Origin of the sequence: Chryseobacterium sp. Leaf201, assembly GCF_001421435.1 — a bacterium.
Taxonomy (GTDB): Bacteria; Bacteroidota; Bacteroidia; order Flavobacteriales; family Weeksellaceae; genus Chryseobacterium.
In genome coordinates this window covers 1-20,341 of sequence record NZ_LMKA01000107.1, presented here as the reverse complement: position 1 = coordinate 20,341, position 20,341 = coordinate 1, and the positions used below count along the sequence as shown (strand labels likewise).

The following is a 20,341-nucleotide window of genomic DNA, read 5'->3' as shown; positions in this document are numbered from 1 at the left end:
AGTCAACAAATATCTTCACGATTTAGATTCATACAATCAAATATTTACAATCAAATAATTGAAAAAATTATATTAAACGTTGTAATAACAGATGACGAAAATACTGCTTTTCAATTTTTTGATTCTCTAAATAGTAAAGGGAAAAAGTTAGACACTATCAATATTTTAAAGTCTTTCCATTTGCGTGAGTTCAAATCCGAAGAACAATTACAAAAAAATATTGCCAAATCTTTTGATAGATTAAATGCTAAAATTGATGGATATCGTTTTAAAAATACTAGAATATATTCATTTGACCATTTTGTGAACTTACTTTGGTTAACACACTATAAGTGGATAAAAGGTAATTTCAAATTAAACAATGAAAAAGATATAGAGAGCTATTTTAAAATTAATACAAAAGTTAATAAGTCTGCAAAGCATTTACATCTATATCCAAGCATTAGGAATATGAAAAATAATGAAGTTGTAGTAGCTGATGATATTATTTCATTTGATTCATCTGTTCAAAATAATAATAAAGATGTAATCATAGATTTTAATCCATTGCACCCTGTACAACGAGGCTTAGGTTTTTTTTATTCATTGGACCAAATAGATAAATATTTTAATATCCTATTCGTTGATTGTGAAATACCAATGCTTCATAAAATTAATCAGTTAGTAAAAGCGACACATAGTGATTATTTTTTGCATTTATACTATATGTGTATATTAGGTTATTATATTAAATTCGATACCAACCAAATAGATGAATTTGCTTTTGAAGTAGAACAAATTTTAGGAAATAAGTTTGTGAAACTACAGAGTGTAAGACGACAATCTCCGATTGTTTTATTACGAGATGAGATTAATATTTTACAATTAATTTATCTTAACATTGATCATTTAATTTTAATAGATGAGCTAAAAAAATTTAAATTAAAAAATAGAGTTTTAAAAATAAAAAAGGGAATAAAGCAAGATGTAGTTACATACTCAATTGATAATTTAGAATATCCTTCACACACATCTAGACCAAGCTATATAAGACTTGCGCTTAACATATATCACGAAGTAAATAACGAAGAGGCAATTGAAAGTTTTTCTCAGATTAATTGGAATAATATAAAAGCTAAATAATGAAAGGATTATTAAAAATTGATACTTTATTGAGCACTAAAAATTATATTACTTCAAATGAATTAACATTGGAGCAATTAATACTTTTTGATACGCCAATTAATATTCAAATTCCTCTTTACCAAAGATTATATGTTTGGGATGTAGAAGAAATAAAGTTATTTATAGAGGATGTTTCAGATGCATATATATCAGGAAAGGATTTTTATTATATTGGGAATATGATGTTTGCTAACACCAAAAATGGAGATAATATCCAAATTGATCTTATAGATGGACAGCAACGTTTCACAACGCTTTGGCTTACTTCAATTCTTTTAAAATCATATTCAAAAAATCTAACAGAATTTGCTTTTATCAATGATGAACCAAGACTAAATTTTACATCACGTGACGAAGTTAATGAATTTTTTAAATCTCTTTTGAATATAAAAATTAATCTCTTAAATAATTCCAATCTTTCGTTTAATCAGAATAATCCTTCACTTGAACCAATTGTAAACGGTTTGCTTAATATATTTAATTTTATTAAAGAAGTTAGTGTCAATAACGAATGGAGCAAAAACGACTTATGTGCCTTTTCAGATTTTATTTTTAAAAAACTCCAAATGGTTCAGACAACTGTCCCAATGGATAATGATTTAAATCAAATATTTGAATCATTAAATAGTGGTGGAAAGCAGCTTGTAAACCATCAAATTTTAAAATCAAGGTTTCTTAAAGTATTAAAGAAAGATAATGATTTGAAAAATGAAATAGACTCTCTAGTCTACAAATGGGATTCGGCAAGCAATATGAATTTATATTTGGAAAGAAGCGTTTATAATTTAACAAATGCTACTTGGGAGGATGTAATAAAAAAAGATGTTTGGAGAATGGACAAATATTCTTTTTTATCTAAAGAATATTTTCAATTTACTGAATTTTCAACACATTCAATTCCACCTATTTCTCTACAAACTATTTTAGATAATTCAAATGATAATGAAATTAAAGAATCTAAAATTGGAAAAAAACAACAAGATTCAGTAAAAAGCATCGTAAGTTTTTCACAATTCTTACTTCATTCGTTAAGAGTTTTTTATTTACAAAAAGGCATAAGTAAACTAATTCCTGTTGATTCAAAAAACTTGCTTCTCTATTTTGATATAGAAAAAAATCTTTTTTCAGAATCAAAAGTAATTAAAGAATTTATTAATTTGATGTTCGATTTACGATTTCTCTTTGATACATTTATTGTTAAATGGTCTACTGAAGATGGAGAATCAGAAAGCTTATTGATAAATAAATGTTACTTCAATCAGAGCAATAAATCTTACTCTGTACGAAGAGAATATCTTGAGGGGAATAAACAATTGGCCTTAGTTCAATCGGTTTTATATATTACGCAAGAATCAAAAACACAATATTGGATCACACCATTTTTAAACTATTTGTACAAAAGATATATTACTTTAGGAATAACAGAGTCTTATGATGATGCCATAAAAAATGCTGTGTTTTTTACAGAGAATTTAGACAACTTTTTTTATTGTCAAAATAATTCGTTAGATATGTCCACTTTAAGTTTTAAAGATTTCACAAATGATTTTAAAGTCAATGCTGGAGATTATAAATATGTAAGGTCAAATTTAAAAAGTTTAAATGGTACTAATTTTTTTAGATACTGGTTTTATAAGACCGAGTATTTGTTGTGGAAATATAAAGAGGACTTCGAATATGATGTTTCGTCTGATGAATTTCACTTATGGAAAAATTATAAAATAACATTTAAAACATCAATAGAGCATATCTTTCCGCAAAGCAAATCTGGATTTGAAACCAAAATTGATAAAAAAGATTTTGAAAAAATTGATAATCCCATATTGAAAGATTATTTTGGTAATTTGGTTTTATTATCAGTAAGTGAAAATTCAGAATATGGTAAGGCAGATGTTGATGATAAGAAAACGAAATATAAGCTTAAATTAAATAATCAATATATAGACTCACTAAAATCATCTTTAATTTTTAATTTAGTTGATAAAGAATTAGATGGTGTTCAAAAAGGAATTTGGAATTATTCAAAAGCAAAATATCATATGCGAAACCAAATCTTGAAAATACATAAGAAACATTTAAGAAATAACCTATGTCCTACGAATACTCAGAAGATCAACTCATAGAACAAGCAACCGAAGACGTTCTCAAAGAATTGGGCTGGACTGTAATTACAGCTTGGCAAAATGAGACTTTTGGGGAAAATGGTTTGTTGGGACGAGATAATAAAACCGAAGTTGTTTTAGAAAGACCTTTGCGAAAAGCATTGCAAAAGTACAATCCAAAATTGCCTGAGTTAGCTTACACGCGTGCTGTTGAAAAAATTGTACAGCGAGAAGCTGGTAAAACCATTGCACAAGAAAACAAAGCCAAATATCTGTTGCTGAAAAATGGTGTTGAGGTTGCTTTTACCAATGACGAAGGCAAAACGATAAAGAAAACCTTGAGAATTTTTGATTATCAAGATTATGCTAACAATGATTTTCTGGCGGTAAGACAATTGGAAATCACAGGCGAATTGCACAACCGCAGACCTGATGTGATTGGATTTGTAAATGGAATTCCCTTGGTATTTTTTGAACTGAAAGCACACGCCAATGATTTGAGATCGGCGTATGATGATAATTTGAAAGATTACAAAGACACTATTCAACATCTATTTTATCACAATGCATTTGTCATTCTATCCAACGGTACTGATGCCAAAGTAGGAACGGTGACAAGTCCGTATAAATATTTTTTAGACTGGAAAAGAATTACAGAGGATGCAGAAGGGATTGTCAGTTTAGATACAATGCTTCGTGGTGTTTGTTCGCATCACAACTTAATGGATATTTTTGAAAACTTTTTGCTGTTTGACGAAAGCAACGGAAATATTGTAAAGCTGATGGCTAAAAACCATCAATTTATCGGTGTCAACAGAGTTTTAGATAATGTTGATAATATAGAAGATCTTGAAGGAAAGTTAGGTGTTTATTGGCATACGCAAGGTTCGGGTAAAACCTATTCTATGGTTTTTCTGTGTGAAAAGATTCATCGTAAATTCGGTGGCTCCTATACTTTTCTGATAGTGGTAGATCGAACAGAATTAGAAAATCAGGCGTATGATACTTTTTCGGGAGTAGGAATGGTGAAGAATAAAAATGTAATTGCAGGAAAAAAGAAAGGCATTTCAGGACGAGAACATTTGCGCGAATTATTGAGTGAAAATCACAGATATGTATTTTCTTTAATTCATAAATTTTCCATCGATCCTAATCTGGAAACAGAATATCCTTTAATTACCGACAGAAAAAACATCATCGTTATTTCCGACGAAGCACACCGTACTCAAGGTGGGAAATATGCCAGAAATATGCGTTTCTTTGGTTTACCCAACGCTTCTTATTTAGGATTCACAGGAACACCAATCATCAAAGATGAAGAAGAGGTAACCAAGAATATTTTTGGTGAATATGTTTCAGTCTATGATTTCAAGAGAGCGATTGAAGATGAGGCAACATTGCCGCTAAAATACATCAACCGTGGCGAACTCTTGAATATTGAAAATCCTGCGTTAGATGAGCAAATGGCTGAAATTCTGGAGGAAGAAGACTTAGACGAAGATCAAAAAAAGAAACTGGCTTATCTGTTTAAAAAGGAATATCCAATCCTAACTTCAGAACATCGTTTGCGTGCTATTGCAAAAGATTTGGTTTGGCATTTCAATGAACGAGGTTATCAGGGTAAAGCAATATTTGTAGCTTTAGACAAACCAACTGCAGTGCGTATGTATGATTATGTAATGGAATATTTGCCGGAATATTTAATTGACATACAAAATCAAATTAAGAAATCAAAAGATATACAGGAAGAACAGGAACTGCGTAGAAAATACAATTTGGTTTCCTCCACAGAAGTTTGCGTGGTGATAAGTTCAGAGCAAAATGAAATGGATAAGTTCAGGAAAATGAACTTAGATATAGAGCCACATCGCAGAAGAATGGTAGAGCGTAATCTAGAAAAGGAATTCAAAGATGAAGATCATCCGTTTCGTCTGGCGATTGTGTGTGCAATGTGGATTACAGGTTTTGATGCTCCCTCAGTTTCCACTGTTTATTTAGACAAACCTATCAAAGGTCATACTTTGATGCAAACCATCGCTCGTGCCAACAGGGTTTATGATGATGAAAAGGAAAACGGTTTGATTGTAGATTATGGTAATGTTTATCAGCAATTAGAAAAGGCGTATTCCGTTTATGGTGAAGGTTCTAAGGGAGCAGGCGCAGGAAACGGGAAAGATGATAAAAAGCCTTTTGAGCAGTTAGATTCAATGGCAACCGAAATCAAAGAAGCAATCGATGAAGTGGTGTTAATGTTAAAAGATTTAGAATTTGATATACTGACATTAATTGATGCTGTTCCAATGGGTAAAATTGCTGCTGTAAACAACGGAGCAAATGCAGTTTGTAGGAACGATGAAACCCGCGCGAAATTCGAAATTGCAGCACGCAATGTATTTCGTAAATACAAAGCCTTATTTCCCGAAAAACAAGCAAAGAAATTTACCAAACAATACAATGCGATTGATGCCATTTACAATAAGCTTAACCAGAAAATTAAATCTGCGGATGTAACGGAAATTATCTCCAAATTACAAAGTATAGTTGACAATTCTATAGTAATTGACAACACTACGGCTGAACCAAAAAATATCGAAATTGATTTATCAAAATTAAATTTTGAGGAATTAAGAAAAGCTTTTGAAAAAGTTCAACGCAAAAACGAATTGGTGTATGATTTAAATAAAGCGGTTGAACAGAAATTAGAACAGATGCTAAAAGAAAACCCTTTGCGTTTGGATTTTTATGAGCGGTATCAAGAAATTGTAGAAGCCTATAATAATGGTAAAAGTGAAGCAGAATTGAAGCAGAGTTTTGATAAATTAACTGCGTTTGTAGCAACGTTATCACAAGAACAAAGAAGAGCATACACTGAAAATTTAGATCAACCAACCTTATCAATTTTTGATTTGCTTATTCAAAATAAAGATTTAACTAAATCGGAAAGAGAAGAAGTGAGAAATGTAGCTCAAAAAACTTTAGAAACCCTTCAAAAAGAAAAACTGAACATTCCGAATTGGAAAGAAAGCCGCGAATTAAAGGCTGGAGTAAAAACTGCTATTTATGATCAGTTATTATGGTTACCAGAGCAAAAATATACTGATGAGGAAGTGAGTTTGAAAAGTATCGCGGTTTATCAGCATGTATATTCTTATTCATTTACTTAAGGGAGCGGTATTAAAAATTCCGTCGTAGTTGCTTTCTACAAAATTTTTTTTGAGTTGTAAAAAGGCAATGGTGCAACTAACTTGAATCGGATTAAAGAATTACAGTACATTGAAGATATTTAATATGAAGTATGATCATTGCCAGCAATTAATTCTGGGGAGGATGGCTGAAAGTTCGGGTTTGATTAGTGTTTTATAAAATTATTAAATAAGAATAATATGTTGGATCTCGTAGAAGTACACGAAGAATTATATTTATATCTGCTTGAACAAAGGAAAAGAAATTCTGAACTAAAATTTACTTTTAGAAAAAGTAATCATGCAAATAGATTGGAAGAAGGATATTGGTTTTACGGAAATGAAAACTATTTAGCAATATCATTTTGGGAAGGGATGGATTGGAAAAATAGAACTCCGAATATATGTTTCATAATTGATAGCAAGGGGAAATGTACGTTGGAAATTAATGTTTCAGATTCTATTCTTAAAAAAGAATTTATTGAAAGATATTTTTTAGAAAGAACACTAAATTTAGAAAAAATTGGTAGAAAATATGTCATCACATATGATGGTGGTTTTTCTGAATATAGTAATCGCCTATATGATATGAACGATTACAAGTCTGTTTTTGATTTTTTTCTACACACAGATAAAGAAAATATTGATGACATTATTAGGAGTAATTCTGATTTTTTTGCAACGATGGAATCAAGTGAAAATGAAATTTCATTTATAAGTTCGGAAGAATTTCTAAAAAGACATAATAAAATTAGGCAGTATAGAAAACGCAAGCAAGAGATTGATAATGAAGATGAATTTCTTATCAAAGAGGATAAGCCTTGGAAATTATTTTCAGTTAATATAAGAGATTATGGATTAATAAATGACTTATCGATTGAAATAAAAAACAAAAAAAATCAGTGGATATTTTTAACAGGTGAAAATGGATCTGGTAAAACGAACCTTTTACGAGCAATGGCAACAACATTGGGAAATAGAATGTTGTCAAAAAATGAACTTGAAGAAAATCCTAATTTTAAAGTTATTGCGAACTTCATTTATAAAAATAAATTACAAGAATACAATAGAATTGGAAATGGTGAAGTAAAAGGTAAAAGAAAACCATACATTCAAGGATTGGCAATGTATGGTCCATATAGGCTTGACATGGTGGTAGATAAAATGAATAAGGCTAAATTTAAAAAAGAATTAAATAAAGAGGAGTCTTTCAAATCTTTATTTAAGGTAGGAACTCCACTATTAAGTATTGATAAACAATTTGAATTTTGGAGGTCTGGATCAAAGCGGGAAAAGAATCTTTTTCAAAAAAGAGAATATTATATTAAGTCTTTAATCATTGATGTTGTTAGTAATTTAGTTGATATCAGATTTACCATTGAAAATAATAAAAAAATTACAAAGTACATTTTTACTAATGATCAGAATCAAGAATATTCTTTAGTCTGGGAAAAATTATCCAGTGGTACAAAAAGTACTATTGCAATGCTTGGTGATATTCTGATCCGTCTTTTCAATCAACAATCCGATATTCTTGATCCGGCAGAATTACGAGGAATTGTTATTATAGATGAAATTGATGTACACCTTCATCCTAAAGCACAAAAAGATCTAGTAGTAAACCTCTCAAGAACATTTCCTAATATTCAATTTATTGTTTCTTCCCATAGTCCAATACCTTTTATTGGTGCACCCGAAGAGAGCGTATTTATTACGGTTGAAAGAGATCAGAATAACAATATTAAAGCGACAATATTAGATATAGATATTTCAAATTTATTACCTAACACAATTTTAAGTTCACCTATTTTTGGCTTCGATTCCATAATTAATGTACAACATCATCCAAATGAGAATTTAGTAACAGAGAACAATTATCAAGAAGCCGCATTTTATAAAATTTTGAATAGAAAAATAACGGAACGTACAATACAATTAGGAATAGATGATGATTCGGATAACTAAAAAAGATTACAATGATGTTCCCGAACCTTTGACAAGACCAGGAACATATAGACAAATTGAGCGTGCAGTTGCAGCAACGGATGGTAATAAGTACAATACTAATTATTATAAAGATGAAATTGTAGTTAATAAGCTTAAGGCATTTTCTGTGCATAAAGATAATCTTGATCAGCATGATAAACCAAAATGCTATTATTGTGAATCATATGTTGATCATGTAGCAACTTTACAGGTTGAACATTTTAGACCAAAGGCTAAAGTCGATGAAATTGATAATAATAGTTTATCCCATTCGGGATATTATTGGTTGGGTTTGGAGTGGAGTAACCTTTTGTTATCTTGTCCAAGTTGTAATGGTAAAAATGCAAAAGGCAACAGATTTCCTCTACTTGATTTCAACAACAGAACCAGAGCAATAAACCCAATAAGAAATCCGCCACTTTCATTTGACAGAGCACATTGTATTGCTAATCAATCTCCTTTATTAGATGAAGAACCACTATTAATAAATCCGGAGTATGAGGATCCAACTCCTTATTTAACTTTTAATAACGTAGGACAAATATATGGTGTTGGTGAAAAAGGAGAAAAGACAGTGGAGATCTTGAAATTGTGTAGAGATTCTTTGCTAGCAGCCCGTCAGACAAAATTAAATGATATTATTAAGAATATCGACCTAGCCTGCGCAGCAAGAGAAATGAGTAGAATTAATTATGATGGTTTTAAAGTTTGGCTAGAAGCAGAGTGTACTAAAGTTTTAGAATTAGATAATGTTACAAATGAGTACTGTCTTTGGGGTAGATATATTATCGCAAATTTTGAAAGTTGTGTTGTTTCTAGGATACCCATATATAAAGATGAATTACGAGATGCTTTCCAACAAGTTAAATAAATGTAATTTTTTTTTAAAAATTATGGTGTAATTTGAGCTATAATTGTGGGAATTCTAGTTTTATTATTGTTCTAAAAATACCTAAAATTTGAGGTGTACAGGCGAAATGTATCAATTATTACTGTGGCATTCGGGAAATGTTAATTATCTAATTTACAGTAATTTATAAGGTTGGAGGTGTACAAAAGTAGTACAAATGTATTTTTAAATTTATCGTCAAATATTGTAAAGTATTGGTTTACAAGTGTTTATTGTGGCGAGATTCGTGCGGAAAAGTAGAAAAAAAAGATGTTGCAGCATCTTAATTGTGTACCACTTTTGTACACCTTATATTGTATAAACCACCATTAATAAACACTTCTATAGATACTGTATCGGGAAATAAATTAGCTTTTCTTTGATTTCTTTTTCTGTATCATAAATAAATTTTACCATTCCCAAAATATAAATGCTTTACTATATTTATTGGAAGTCAGTAAAAGTTTTGTTTCATCTTATTACTTAAATAAACTGCTTTATCAATGAAAGAGCCTTTCATTTTAGAAAGGCTCTTATAATTTTAAAATTCTAATTTAAAAAAGCATTTAACTTTTTTAAAACTTCATCTTTCGTTTCATAATAAGTAGATGCATAAATCACTTTATCATTTTCATCAAATAAAACAACTAAGGAATAGCCGTAATCATCCAAGCTAGGTATCAATGAATTCATTGTATATTCATATCTATTTACTTGTACTCGTTTATTTTTCTTATTATCAAATAAAAAATATTTATACTTTCCCTTTTTTACTTCAAACTTTTTGTCATCTATAATAGTAAAAATAGAAGCATTATTATTAATTTCAGAAAGATATTGATATGTATTTACCAAATTACCCTGAGTATACATATCCGTAACAAATATAACATCTAATTTATTCTTAAACTTTTTTTCAATTTCCAAAATAGAAGGATGTTTTTCTCTGCAAGGCTTGCACCAATCTGTAAAAGTAAAAATTAATTTATATGGCTTTTCGCTACTTCGAATATAATATTTTAAGTTTTTATAATCTGTACCATAAAATGTTTTCTTTTCTAAATCTTGAAAAGAGTTATATTTTATGGTATCGGCCAAAGTAATATTTTGAGAAAAAGTATTAATCCCTGAAACAATGCTTAAAAATAAAAAGAATTTTAACATTGTTAGTTAGCTGTTAAAACAATATCATATCCACCATAAGCACCAATAGTCGGATCAAAAAGATACTGACCTTTTCTAATTGTAAATTCTTTTTTCATGGGTCCTACAGCTGTTACATCTGCATCTACAGTCAAAGTTAATGTAGTAATGTCAACTTCTTTAGAAATAGGTTCAGTAGCATATAATTCAAATCCATATTCACTGTTATATTCATAAACCCAAACAAATTCTTGCCCATTTTTATCAATTGGTGGAAGACCCGGCCATTCAATTGGGGAAGGAAACCATTCAAAACTACAAAATCCAAATCCGCTAGTACAGCCTCTACTTGCTCTATGAATTGTAACTTCAAAAATGCCTACATTGATAGCACCTGGCTGTCTTCTTTCATGTAATGAAGGTGTATTTGTTCCAGACAATTTTAATGTGTTGGAAACGCTCTCTTCCGATATTTTTGTATTTGTTTCGTCCGCTTGGCTGCAAGACAAGAAAGTTAAAGCAAGGAAACTTGCATAAATCAATTTTTTCATGGTTTTAATTTTTTATTTAACTCGCTAAAAATAGAATTAATATTTTAACTGCACAAGTTTTTTTATAGTTTTTGTTATATACCTTATTTACGAACCTCACAATAAAATAAAAGTTGAATTTCAAAATAAAGCTGAATTTTCCATAGATAATTAATGGGTCAGATAAGAACAATTAAAAGTATTACTGCTGCTTTGTTCAATATTGTTAGATTCATAAACCCCGGCATTTTTGGTGAAACAGGTTGTTAACAAAAAGTCCAACTGTGTTTTTGCCATTTCGCCATTAGCTGATGTAACAGCTGCCAGCGGTACACTTAACAAGTCTGTCAGAGGCTGCGGCCGGTCACTCGTGTTTATTATCTTACTCATTTTTTTACTAAATTAGTTATTTATTGCATATGTTACTTAATATGTAAAAGATATAATCAAAGTAAAATCTGCATCTGATAAAAAGGCCGCCCGGAAGTCTGTCGAACAGCCCGTAAAGCAAAGCCTCTCGAGCGCATAAACCAACATTTAAATTTAGAAAAGCCGCATACTGAACAATCTTCGTAAAAATGTTTCATTATAAACTACTTTTGTATCATCATCGGAAGTACCCATTGGAAGAACTTTGCCCCTATCAAATATTTAAAATAATATCATGGCAAAAACAATTTTTATAACGGGTGCATCCCGTGGGTTCGGAAGAATTTGGGCAGAAGCATTTTTAAGACGGGGTGATAATGTTGTTGCGGCTGTTCGTAATCCTGAAACCTTATCAGAACTGAAACAGGAATTTCCGTCAAATCTTTTGGTTCTGAAACTTGATGTTATAGACCGGACTGGAAGTTTTGAGGCAATTGAGGCTGCAAAAACACACTTTGGACGTATCGATGTATTAATCAATAACGCAGGCTATGGACAGATTGGAGCAGTAGAAGAGTTAAGCGAGCAGGACGTGCGGCTACAGCTAGAGACAAATGTACTCGGTTCACTGTGGACTATACAGGCAGTTGTCCCTATTATGCGCCAGCAGGGATCAGGGCACATCATTCAGCTGTCTAGTGCATTGGGTTTAAATACGGTGACCTTGATGGGGATGTACAGTGCGACAAAGTTTGCAATTGAAGGGATTACTGAGACATTGGCTGCTGAGGTCAGTGATTTTGGAATCAAGGTATCACTACTAGAACCAGGACGTTATGCTACTGATTTTTCCGGTGCCGAATCTCTTGCTTCCAGTGAGCCCAATCCGGTCTATGACAGGATGAGAAAAGTATTCTGGGAATATGCGGATAATGAAGATGCCGGTAATCCTGCTGCAACAGTTGATGCGCTCTTCGCTTTAGTTGATACGGACAAGCCACCATTAAGGCTGATATTAGGAAGAACGGCTTATCCCTGGGTTAAAAACACCTATGAAGAACGGCTGAAAACATGGGAATCATGGCAGAACGTATCAGTGGCAGCCCACGGAAAATAAAATGATAAATCAGCAGAATCCGGCGACCCCGGATTTTGTTTTAATTATTTGATGAAATGAATCACTTGAAAAAAATAAGCGAACTGCATGAAGCACTTGGTGTGAGGCCCCCTGAGCATCCGCTTTTTAGTGTAATGCATGGCGAAAGGGATACCTGCAGCGGCAATAGTATATTCGAGTTTACTTCGGAGTTTTACATCATCGGATTCAAAAAATTGAAATCCGGCAGCATGCAGTATGGAAAAACAAAATATGACCACGACCGTGGTTCAATGTCTTTTGTGAAGCCGCAGCAGAAAGTCGCCTTTAAAAATGTTGAACTGGAGGAGAAAGGATTTCTAATTCTAATCCATGAAGATTTTTTAGCCGGGACAGCACTGTACAATGAAATTAAGCAGTACAGTTATTTCGACTATGAAGTCAATGAAGCATTGCATCTTTCTCCGGCAGAAGAAGATGTCATCTGGAATCTGTATTTCAGCATAGAGAAAGAATACAATAATAATACGGACGAACTGAGCAAAGCTATCATTGTAAGTCATCTGAATTCCTTACTGAAATATACACAGCGCTTTTATAAAAGACAGTTTATCAACCGTAAAGAATTGACGGGATATATGCTGACTAAGTTTAACACGCTGCTTGCCGCTAACTTTGAGGAACGAAAAATAAAGGAAACCGGATTGCCTACGGTTGCTTCAATGGCAGAAAAACTAAATATTTCTTCTCGCTATCTAACCGATCTCCTGAAGGAAGAAACCGGGAAGACGGCGCTTGAACTGATTCATCTTTATTTAATCAGTGAGGCAAAAAATTTACTGGCAGAAGGAGAATTGAATATCTCTGAAATTTCACATCTGCTAGGGTTTGAAAATACTACCTATTTTTCACGTTTATTCAGAAAAGAAGTGGGGATGACCCCTGTAAAATTCAGGGAAAGTATTCTCAATTAGGGATTCTCCTGCATAAATGTAAATGACAAAGACCTGAATCCGCTTTCGCAGCCTTCAGAATAATATTTGGATTGATGTATAATTTAAAATGTACATTTTTTAGTTCCATATTTAAAAAATCAGTATTTTTAAACTTCAAAATCTAAAACCATGCTCAAAATAACACACTCCCTGACTATTGGGATTCTTAAAGGATTTCCTGAAATTTCCTGCTTAAAAGATACGCCCTTTATCCATTCATATCAATTTCCAGTTTCCCGTGAAAGGAATTCAGGTTAAATAATCCGGAATAAATACAGATTTGCAGTACGACTGGCTATACATCTTTATTCCGTATGCCAATATTGTAAACCATTAAAACTAATCACCACAAAACCACCATTTCATGAAAGCAACGCTGTTCAATATCACAGAGATATTAAAGCAATACCTTCCCCAGGACAATATGCCTGAAATATTGTCTGATACCCCTTTAACAAATAAAGAATACAACAACAAAAGACAGATATTTAATACCTATTTCCAAAAGTCAATCTTTTGAATATAGCTAATACATTTCAGCTTTTTGCACAGCAGATTTTTCTTTTGTCACCAATTAGGAAATGTATTCCGCAAGTGAGAATATTCCAGATTTATAGCTTCTGAGATGCTTATATGCGGCTTCGTTCGGTAAAATTAAATATGAAATAAAATTCCATTAACCAAAAACATTTATACCATGTCTGAAATCAAACAAGTAATCATCCATCCGGCCATAGGAGTTGCCCGGGTAGGTAACAGCCCGAAGGAATATTTCCTTCTGCCGGATCTTATTAACGAACCGATCACTGATCCCGGCAATTTCCGGGACAGCGAGGGGCGTATTAAACGTCAGGCGGCACGGTTCCGTCTTTATGGTGCAGATGAGCACGGAAACATTATCCGGGAACTTACTGCAGCAGATGGCGACATCACCTGGACCGTACATGTGGCCAATAAAAAGGCAGCCTGGTACAATTTCGATCTTGCCCTGGATATACCCCAGGCTACAGGGGTTTTCTCCGGATACCCGCCGGTAGAAAGTGAACTGCGCAATAAAAAGATCAATAATACCGACCGGTCAAGGCTTGTGATTGATGGAGGCACGGTGGCGATCTCCGGAGTTAATACCAACACCGAGGGCAATGACCCGGACTTTGCGTTTGACAACGGTACTTTTTATTCCCCGGATGGTAACGATAAACCGGTTTACCTGGGTGAGCTGCGCACGGATGGTAACGGCTGCCTGCTTTTCCTGGGCGGTTACGGTCTGTCTGCATCCTACGACAATGAGCCTGCAGTTACCTTTGCCAATAACGACACATGGCATGACGATACTTCAGACGGTCCGGTTGATGCAAAAATCAAGCTTAAAACGGGAGAGGTATTCGAAGCTACCGGTGCATGGGTACTGACTGCACCGCCGGATTATTCGCCGGGGATCCAGGCATTTGTAACGGGTTATGACCTTCTGGCACAAACAGCTGCAGACATGGGGCAATCCGTACTGCCGGCAATTCCGGAATTTTGGGAGCATATCTATCCGATGCTGGAGCGCATGCCGCTCAACGGCTGGGTAAATGCCGGTATCTTTAAGCAGAATGGATGGGGAAGCCCGGGTAATCTGTCTACTCCTGAAATGGTGGCAAAGCTTTCAAATGATTCTGATCAGTATTTTGAGCTGCGACAGGCTATTTTTCGCCAGTTCCGGAATCCTGATTATTTAACCATGCAGGCAGAGCTTTTCCCGCCTGTTTATGGTGATGGGCTGCAGAGCTTCAAAAGCAGCGATACCGATCCTCGTAATTTCATGGCCGTGATGCCTTTTCAGTATGAATACCTGCAGCAATGGGCAAACGGCAATTTTACGATAGGGACCAGGCCGGGAACCAGGAGATGGGAGGACATTGCTCCGGCAGAACAGGCTGCCCATCTGGACCGTACATCACTTGATGAGACCATCGGAGGACCTTTCCATCCGGGATGCGAATTTACCTGGCCGATGCGGCAGACGATATTATATTCAGCACCTTTCCGGATCAGGCGCCGGCTTGATGATCCACTGACCTATGGACCGGTACTTAATTCACAGATCGCACTGGAGACCGGCGGGCCTCTGGATGGCTCGGCTGCGGGAGATATCACTAAATGGATGGCAGTGCCCTGGCAGACAGATACTTCCAGCTGCTTAAGCGGGTATAAAGACATTATGGGCCAGTATGTACCAACCTTCTGGCCGGTACGGGTACCAAACGATGTGCTTACTGAAGCTGATTACGAGGTGATGATGAACGAAAATGCGAGCCTGAAAGAAAAGAATGCAGCCTTCAGCAACCGGGTTAAGTGGTTGCGCGGTGTTGTGTATCAGTACGGTTATCCTCCGGTAAGGGTAAGTCCTTCTACCAAAGGCATCAATAATTTTATCACGCAATGGCCTGATGTGGGAATACTTATCCAGAAAGAGGGCACCGGTGATCCTAATTTCCCTGATAAGATGTGGGTAGAGAACGGACGGACAATAGGAGAAGAGCAGGTTGCTGCCGAAGAGATGCTGATAGCTGCCCCAGCACAGGAACAGCCATCGGATGATTCAGGTTACCTGTGGATGGTAGATCGTGCTGAAAAAAGAAAGAGAGGATGATAACGGACGTGCTGATTATAGGGAATGGCCCCGCCGGCCTGGCCTCAGCAATCACTTTACGGCAGCACGGTGCATCTGTAGCGGTGGTGCACCGGCCCGCCGTGGAGGTTATCCGGGCGGGAGAAAGCCTCGCTGCTTCCGCCCGGCACTCACTTATGGAACTTGACTTGTGGAATGACTTTTTAGCTGCAGAGCACCCATCCTGCTATGGCAATGCTTCCTGCTGGGGTGATGACCGTTTGTTCTTCTATGATTTTATCCAGTCATCTTTCGGGGAGGGCTGGTATGTAAATCGTACAGCTTTTCAGTCTATGATGCTCCAGAAAGCATTAGCGGCCGGAGTTAAGTTCATTGAAACAAACCGTGCTTTCAGCATAGAAAGGGAAGGGGGTTGCTGGAAATACACGGAAGGTTATTCATACATCCACGCTGAAAAAATAATCGATGCCAGTGGCAGGAACAGCTGTCTGAGCAGGCAGCTGGGTATAAAACGCATCCGCGCGGATAATCAGATCGCGGTGGTCAGCCTTCTGGCTTCTTCTAATCCGTTAAGCAGTCAGCAAAGCCTTATCGAGGCAGTTCCCGACGGCTGGTGGTATGTTTCGGAGGGTGGAGGAGGAAAGGCAGTCCGTATCTTTTTTACAGATCCTGATCTCCATGACCGGGCAGATTGGTCAGATCCCTTGTATTGGAACAGAAAGAGCATGCAGACACGCTTTGTAAAGCACCGGGTACCGGTAACCCGTTACAGCGATGTATTCCCTCCTCAATATACTTCAGCAGGAAGCCATCATCTGGAATCTTATGTAGGCGAAGGCTGGCTGGCGGCAGGCGATGCAGCCTGTGCGTTTGATCCATTGTCGTCCCATGGTATCGCTTTTGCGCTGCGCAGCGGCATTGATGCGGGACTTGCTGCAAAAGATGAACTGGCGGGCATTTCCACAGCCGGAAATTATTATGATCAGAAAATCCGGCTCGCTTTCCGTTTGTATGAAGAGCAGCGTGCAGACCTCTACCGTAAGGAAACCCGCTGGGCAGACCATCCTTATTGGGTAAGAAGACATGAAGAGCAAAGACCCGCAGTTACTGAAAGTAGTATTCTTACAGAATAAAACAGGAGGGATTCAGCTTCTGGTTTATCAAAACAGGTAGTCGTGTAATTTTAACGGCTGATAAATCTCGGTTTTCAGGTTTCACAAAGAAGCCTGAAAGCTATTGATTTTGAGGCAGAAAATTCTTGGATATGATTGCCGATCAATGTGCTGCCTTTTAACAGGCATTTCACCTATGTAAAGCTGAAACCGTTAAGATTAAAAGCACAGAATATTCCGATTCTGAGTTTCAACGAATTTCAGTTTTGTTGTGTATATGATATTTGATATTTAATAAACACAGCTTTGATGAGGTTAATTTGGATTTGTGTGATGCGATCCCGTATTTGTCTCATTTATTCAGTAAATATTGATTATGAAAGAGTTTTATTCTGTGTATGGGAAGCGGTTGCCATCTCAGTTGGTATAAAACTTTACAAAAACGCGCTAGCTTGTTTTAAGAATTTCTTTTTTATGTTTTATTCCCCAGTCTTTTAGTGCATCAATAATGGGTGTTAAGGTATGTGCATATGGCGTCCATCTGTAAGTGATTTTTACAGGATAATCATTGGTAACAATCCGCTCTATTAATTTATGCTGTTCCAGTTCTTTTAAATCTTTTGCCATTGCCTTTGGTGTAATGCCGGGGATGCTGTCCTGAATATCGGTAAACCGTTCATTGCCTACACCAACAGAAATGATAATGGGTAATTTCCATTTTCCATTAATTACATCTAAGGCATCACGAACCGGTTTAACGCTGTCTAAGCAAGACAGATAAGGTTTTTTTGCAGCCATATTAAATCATTTTTATAAGAATGCAATTTCCTTTAGGAAACTACTATACAAAGTAAAGCATTTTTAATATAATTTTGCATAACAATCATCAGATAAATTTTGAAATAGTATGGAAATAGGAATTATCGGCGTAGGCCATATCGGGAAAACACTGGCTTTAAAACTAGCAGCAGCAGGACACAATGTGGTGGTGGCTAATTCCAGTGGTCCGGAAAACATTGATAAAGCTGTATTGGCTACAAGTGCGAAAGCAGTAACCGCGAAAGAAGCCGTACATAATAAGGAAGTCATCATTTTGTCTGTTCCATTAAACCGGATACCGGATATTGCACCGGTTTTAGCATCTGTACCGGAAGAAGTTACGGTGATAGATACTTCTAATTATTATCCCGCCAGAGACCTGAAGATCGATCGTATAGAAGCGGGATCAGCAGAGAGCATATGGGTAACGGAACAGTTAGGACGAACCATTGCCAAGGCCTGGAATGCCATCGGATCACAATCCCTGGAAAAAAACGGAAAGCCTTCAGTAGCCTTGGACCGCATCGCCATTCCTTTTGCAGCGGATCGCGATAAGGATCGAATTATTACCAAGCAGCTGATCGAAGATACCGGATTTGATGCCTTTTACACAGGTTCATTAGCAGACTCCTGGAGACAGCAGCCTGGAGCTCCTGTTTATTGTACAGACCTGACTTTGAATGAAATTCAGTCCCTTATCGGTAAAGCAGAGAAAGAACGCTTGCCGGCAAGGAGAGATTTGGCTGTTGCAGCAATCATGGAGCGCCTCAACGATCCTAAAGCAAATCCGGATGCCGATTTTGGAGTACGTTTAAGCCGTGCCTTGTATATTTAGTTTTAATAACCCGGGAAATATGAGGTCATTAGAGGAAAATATGGATAACCGTTCTGCCGGCAATAGACAAATGCTCATCGGTCTGCATCTGGGGAACGGATATGGCTCACAGCCGGGTGCCTGGCGCATGCCTGGAGTGGACGCCGAAAGCTATACCAGTTTTGATGCACGTGTAAAACAGGCTCAGGCTGCAGAACGGGGTAAATTCCAGTTTATATTTTTGCCAGATGGCCCTGGTGCTGTAATTACAGATATTGCAACGGAGGCGCCGGCTTTTAATCTCGATGTAATGATGACCCTTGCAGCGGTGGCCAGGGAAACGCAATACATTGGATTGGTGGCTACAGGATCTACCACTTTTAATGAACCCTTTAACCTGGCAAGGCAGTTCAAGGCTTTGGATATCATGAGCCACGGCAGAGCAGGGTGGAATGCCATTACTTCAAGCGGCAATGATGTTGCCGCTAATTATGGCACAACAATACCGTCGGGCAAAGACCGTTATGATCGTGCCCACGAGGCTATTCAACTTATCCAGTCACTTTGGGGGAGTTGGGGAAGAGAGGCATGGATTCATAATCAGGAAAGCGGGCAATTTGCAAATAAAGACCAGATTCTTCCTGTTAATTTACAGGGCAAATTTGTTGGATCCAGAGGTCCGCTTTACATCCCGCCGTCAGAGCAGGGCCAACCTATTATTTTTCACGCAGGCGGCAGTCCCAATGCACATGAGTTGGCAGGACGTTTTGCCAATGTGGTTATTGGTGCAGCATTTACCATTGAAGATGCCCGCGCACAGCGTAATGCTTTCAGGGCAGCGGCAAAAAGTTTCGGCCGTGATCCGGATGAAATCAAATATATTCCCGGACTGATGACGACCATTGCAAAAGACAGGCGTACCGCACTTGACCGCCGCATTCAGCTGGGTGGAGATTCGCTTCTGCAAAGAACCCGTTACCTGCAGCAGATGTTAGGTATTCCGCTGGATACTTCCCGTCCGGACGAGCCGATTTCAAAAACATGGTTAGCAAATGCGCGACCCTCTCAGTACGACCCACGCTCTGCTCATGCATTAAAAATCGCAGAAGAAGGCTGGAGTATTCGCGATATCCTTGCCCATGGAGTGATTGATTATCACCCTGTAATTGTTGGTCCCGGTCTTGAAGCGGCAGATCATATGCAGGAATGGTTTGAAGCTGGTGCAGCAGATGGATTTTGGATTTCACCGGATGTCAATTCAGACGGAATTGATGCTTTTGTGGATGAAGTAGTCCCTGTTTTACAAGAGCGCGGACTTTTTCACCAGGATTATAAAGGCAGAACTTTACGGGAGCATCTTGGTGCCCCTGATCAATATGGAATTGATCCCCGGGTTTAATCAATAAATTACCGGAAAAGAATACGAAATCAACAGAATATACAAAATAAAAAATCTGTATATAATCTACAACTATTAACAATCAGTTGTTAATAGCTGTTCAGAATTTAATTATATTATAAAA

Annotated in this window: 15 protein-coding genes; 11 read left to right on the top strand and 4 right to left on the bottom strand. The window is 36.2% G+C overall.

Annotated features, from left to right (window positions below; all coding sequences use genetic code 11):
• From ASE55_RS20360 to ASE55_RS16280, 5 genes are all read left to right on the top strand, one after another.
• Positions 1–1,122, top strand: a 1,122-nt coding sequence (locus ASE55_RS20360; protein ID WP_056222082.1) for a hypothetical protein, incomplete at its 5' end; no start/stop codon positions are given.
• On the top strand, positions 1,122–3,287 hold the full coding sequence (locus ASE55_RS16295) for a DUF262 domain-containing protein (RefSeq protein ID WP_056222080.1): 2,166 nt from the start codon (positions 1,122–1,124) through the stop codon (positions 3,285–3,287). The genes ASE55_RS20360 and ASE55_RS16295, both read left to right, overlap by 1 nt.
• Entirely contained in the window at positions 3,254–6,430 is a 3,177-nt protein-coding gene (locus ASE55_RS16290; RefSeq protein ID WP_056222078.1) for a type I restriction endonuclease subunit R, read from the top strand. The genes ASE55_RS16295 and ASE55_RS16290 overlap by 34 nt, the downstream gene beginning before the upstream one ends.
• A 219-nt stretch (positions 6,431–6,649) precedes the next feature.
• A complete protein-coding gene (locus ASE55_RS16285; protein ID WP_056222076.1) occupies positions 6,650–8,413 on the top strand; it encodes an AAA family ATPase in 1,764 nt (587 codons plus the stop codon).
• The gene (locus ASE55_RS16280; protein WP_056222073.1) at positions 8,394–9,305 is read left to right on the top strand and encodes an HNH endonuclease; all 912 of its coding nucleotides are present in this window, start codon (positions 8,394–8,396) and stop codon (positions 9,303–9,305) included. The genes ASE55_RS16285 and ASE55_RS16280 overlap by 20 nt, the downstream gene beginning before the upstream one ends.
• A 567-nt stretch (positions 9,306–9,872) precedes the next feature.
• Here ASE55_RS16280 and ASE55_RS16275 read toward each other — a convergent pair.
• The 3 genes from ASE55_RS16275 to ASE55_RS16265 all read right to left on the bottom strand — a co-directional run bounded on the left by ASE55_RS16275 (position 9,873) and on the right by ASE55_RS16265 (position 11,386).
• The gene (locus ASE55_RS16275; RefSeq protein WP_056222069.1) at positions 9,873–10,487 is read right to left on the bottom strand and encodes a TlpA family protein disulfide reductase; all 615 of its coding nucleotides are present in this window, start codon (positions 10,485–10,487) and stop codon (positions 9,873–9,875) included.
• Positions 10,488–10,489: 2 nt separating this feature from the next.
• Positions 10,490–11,017 carry a hypothetical protein gene (locus tag ASE55_RS16270; protein WP_056222066.1) on the bottom strand — a complete coding sequence of 176 codons (528 nt, stop codon included), beginning with the start codon at positions 11,015–11,017 and terminating at the stop codon, positions 10,490–10,492.
• A 150-nt stretch (positions 11,018–11,167) separates the two neighbouring features.
• Positions 11,168–11,386, bottom strand: a complete 219-nt coding sequence (locus ASE55_RS16265; protein WP_056222064.1) for a hypothetical protein — start codon at positions 11,384–11,386, stop codon at positions 11,168–11,170.
• 274 nt (positions 11,387–11,660) lie between these two features.
• On the opposite strand from ASE55_RS16265, the gene ASE55_RS16260 reads away from it, so the two are divergent.
• The 4 genes from ASE55_RS16260 (at position 11,661) to ASE55_RS16245 (ending at position 17,206) form a co-directional block, all read left to right on the top strand.
• Positions 11,661–12,482 carry an SDR family NAD(P)-dependent oxidoreductase gene (locus ASE55_RS16260; protein ID WP_056222061.1) on the top strand — a complete coding sequence of 274 codons (822 nt, stop codon included), beginning with the start codon at positions 11,661–11,663 and terminating at the stop codon, positions 12,480–12,482.
• A gap of 56 nt (positions 12,483–12,538) precedes the next feature.
• Complete coding sequence (locus ASE55_RS16255; protein WP_056222059.1) at positions 12,539–13,435, top strand: helix-turn-helix domain-containing protein; 897 nt, start codon at positions 12,539–12,541, stop codon at positions 13,433–13,435.
• 718 nt (positions 13,436–14,153) lie between these two features.
• Positions 14,154–16,094: a LodA/GoxA family CTQ-dependent oxidase gene (locus tag ASE55_RS16250; protein ID WP_056222057.1), complete on the top strand. Its 1,941-nt coding sequence runs from the start codon at positions 14,154–14,156 to the stop codon at positions 16,092–16,094.
• The gene (locus ASE55_RS16245; protein WP_056222056.1) at positions 16,091–17,206 is read left to right on the top strand and encodes an NAD(P)/FAD-dependent oxidoreductase; all 1,116 of its coding nucleotides are present in this window, start codon (positions 16,091–16,093) and stop codon (positions 17,204–17,206) included. Before ASE55_RS16250 ends, ASE55_RS16245 begins: the two co-directional genes overlap by 4 nt.
• A 426-nt stretch (positions 17,207–17,632) precedes the next feature.
• On the opposite strand, the gene ASE55_RS16240 is transcribed toward ASE55_RS16245, so the two are convergent.
• Entirely contained in the window at positions 17,633–17,983 is a 351-nt protein-coding gene (locus ASE55_RS16240) for a winged helix-turn-helix transcriptional regulator (RefSeq protein WP_056222054.1), read from the bottom strand.
• A gap of 109 nt (positions 17,984–18,092) precedes the next feature.
• Here ASE55_RS16240 and ASE55_RS16235 point away from each other — a divergent pair, with 109 nt between their 5' ends.
• Positions 18,093–18,839, top strand: coding sequence for an NADPH-dependent F420 reductase (locus ASE55_RS16235; RefSeq protein ID WP_056222052.1), 747 nt, complete (start codon positions 18,093–18,095; stop codon positions 18,837–18,839).
• 19 nt (positions 18,840–18,858) lie between these two features.
• Entirely contained in the window at positions 18,859–20,217 is a 1,359-nt protein-coding gene (locus tag ASE55_RS16230; RefSeq protein WP_238585074.1) for an NtaA/DmoA family FMN-dependent monooxygenase, read from the top strand.
• Positions 20,218–20,341: the final 124 nt, after the last annotated feature.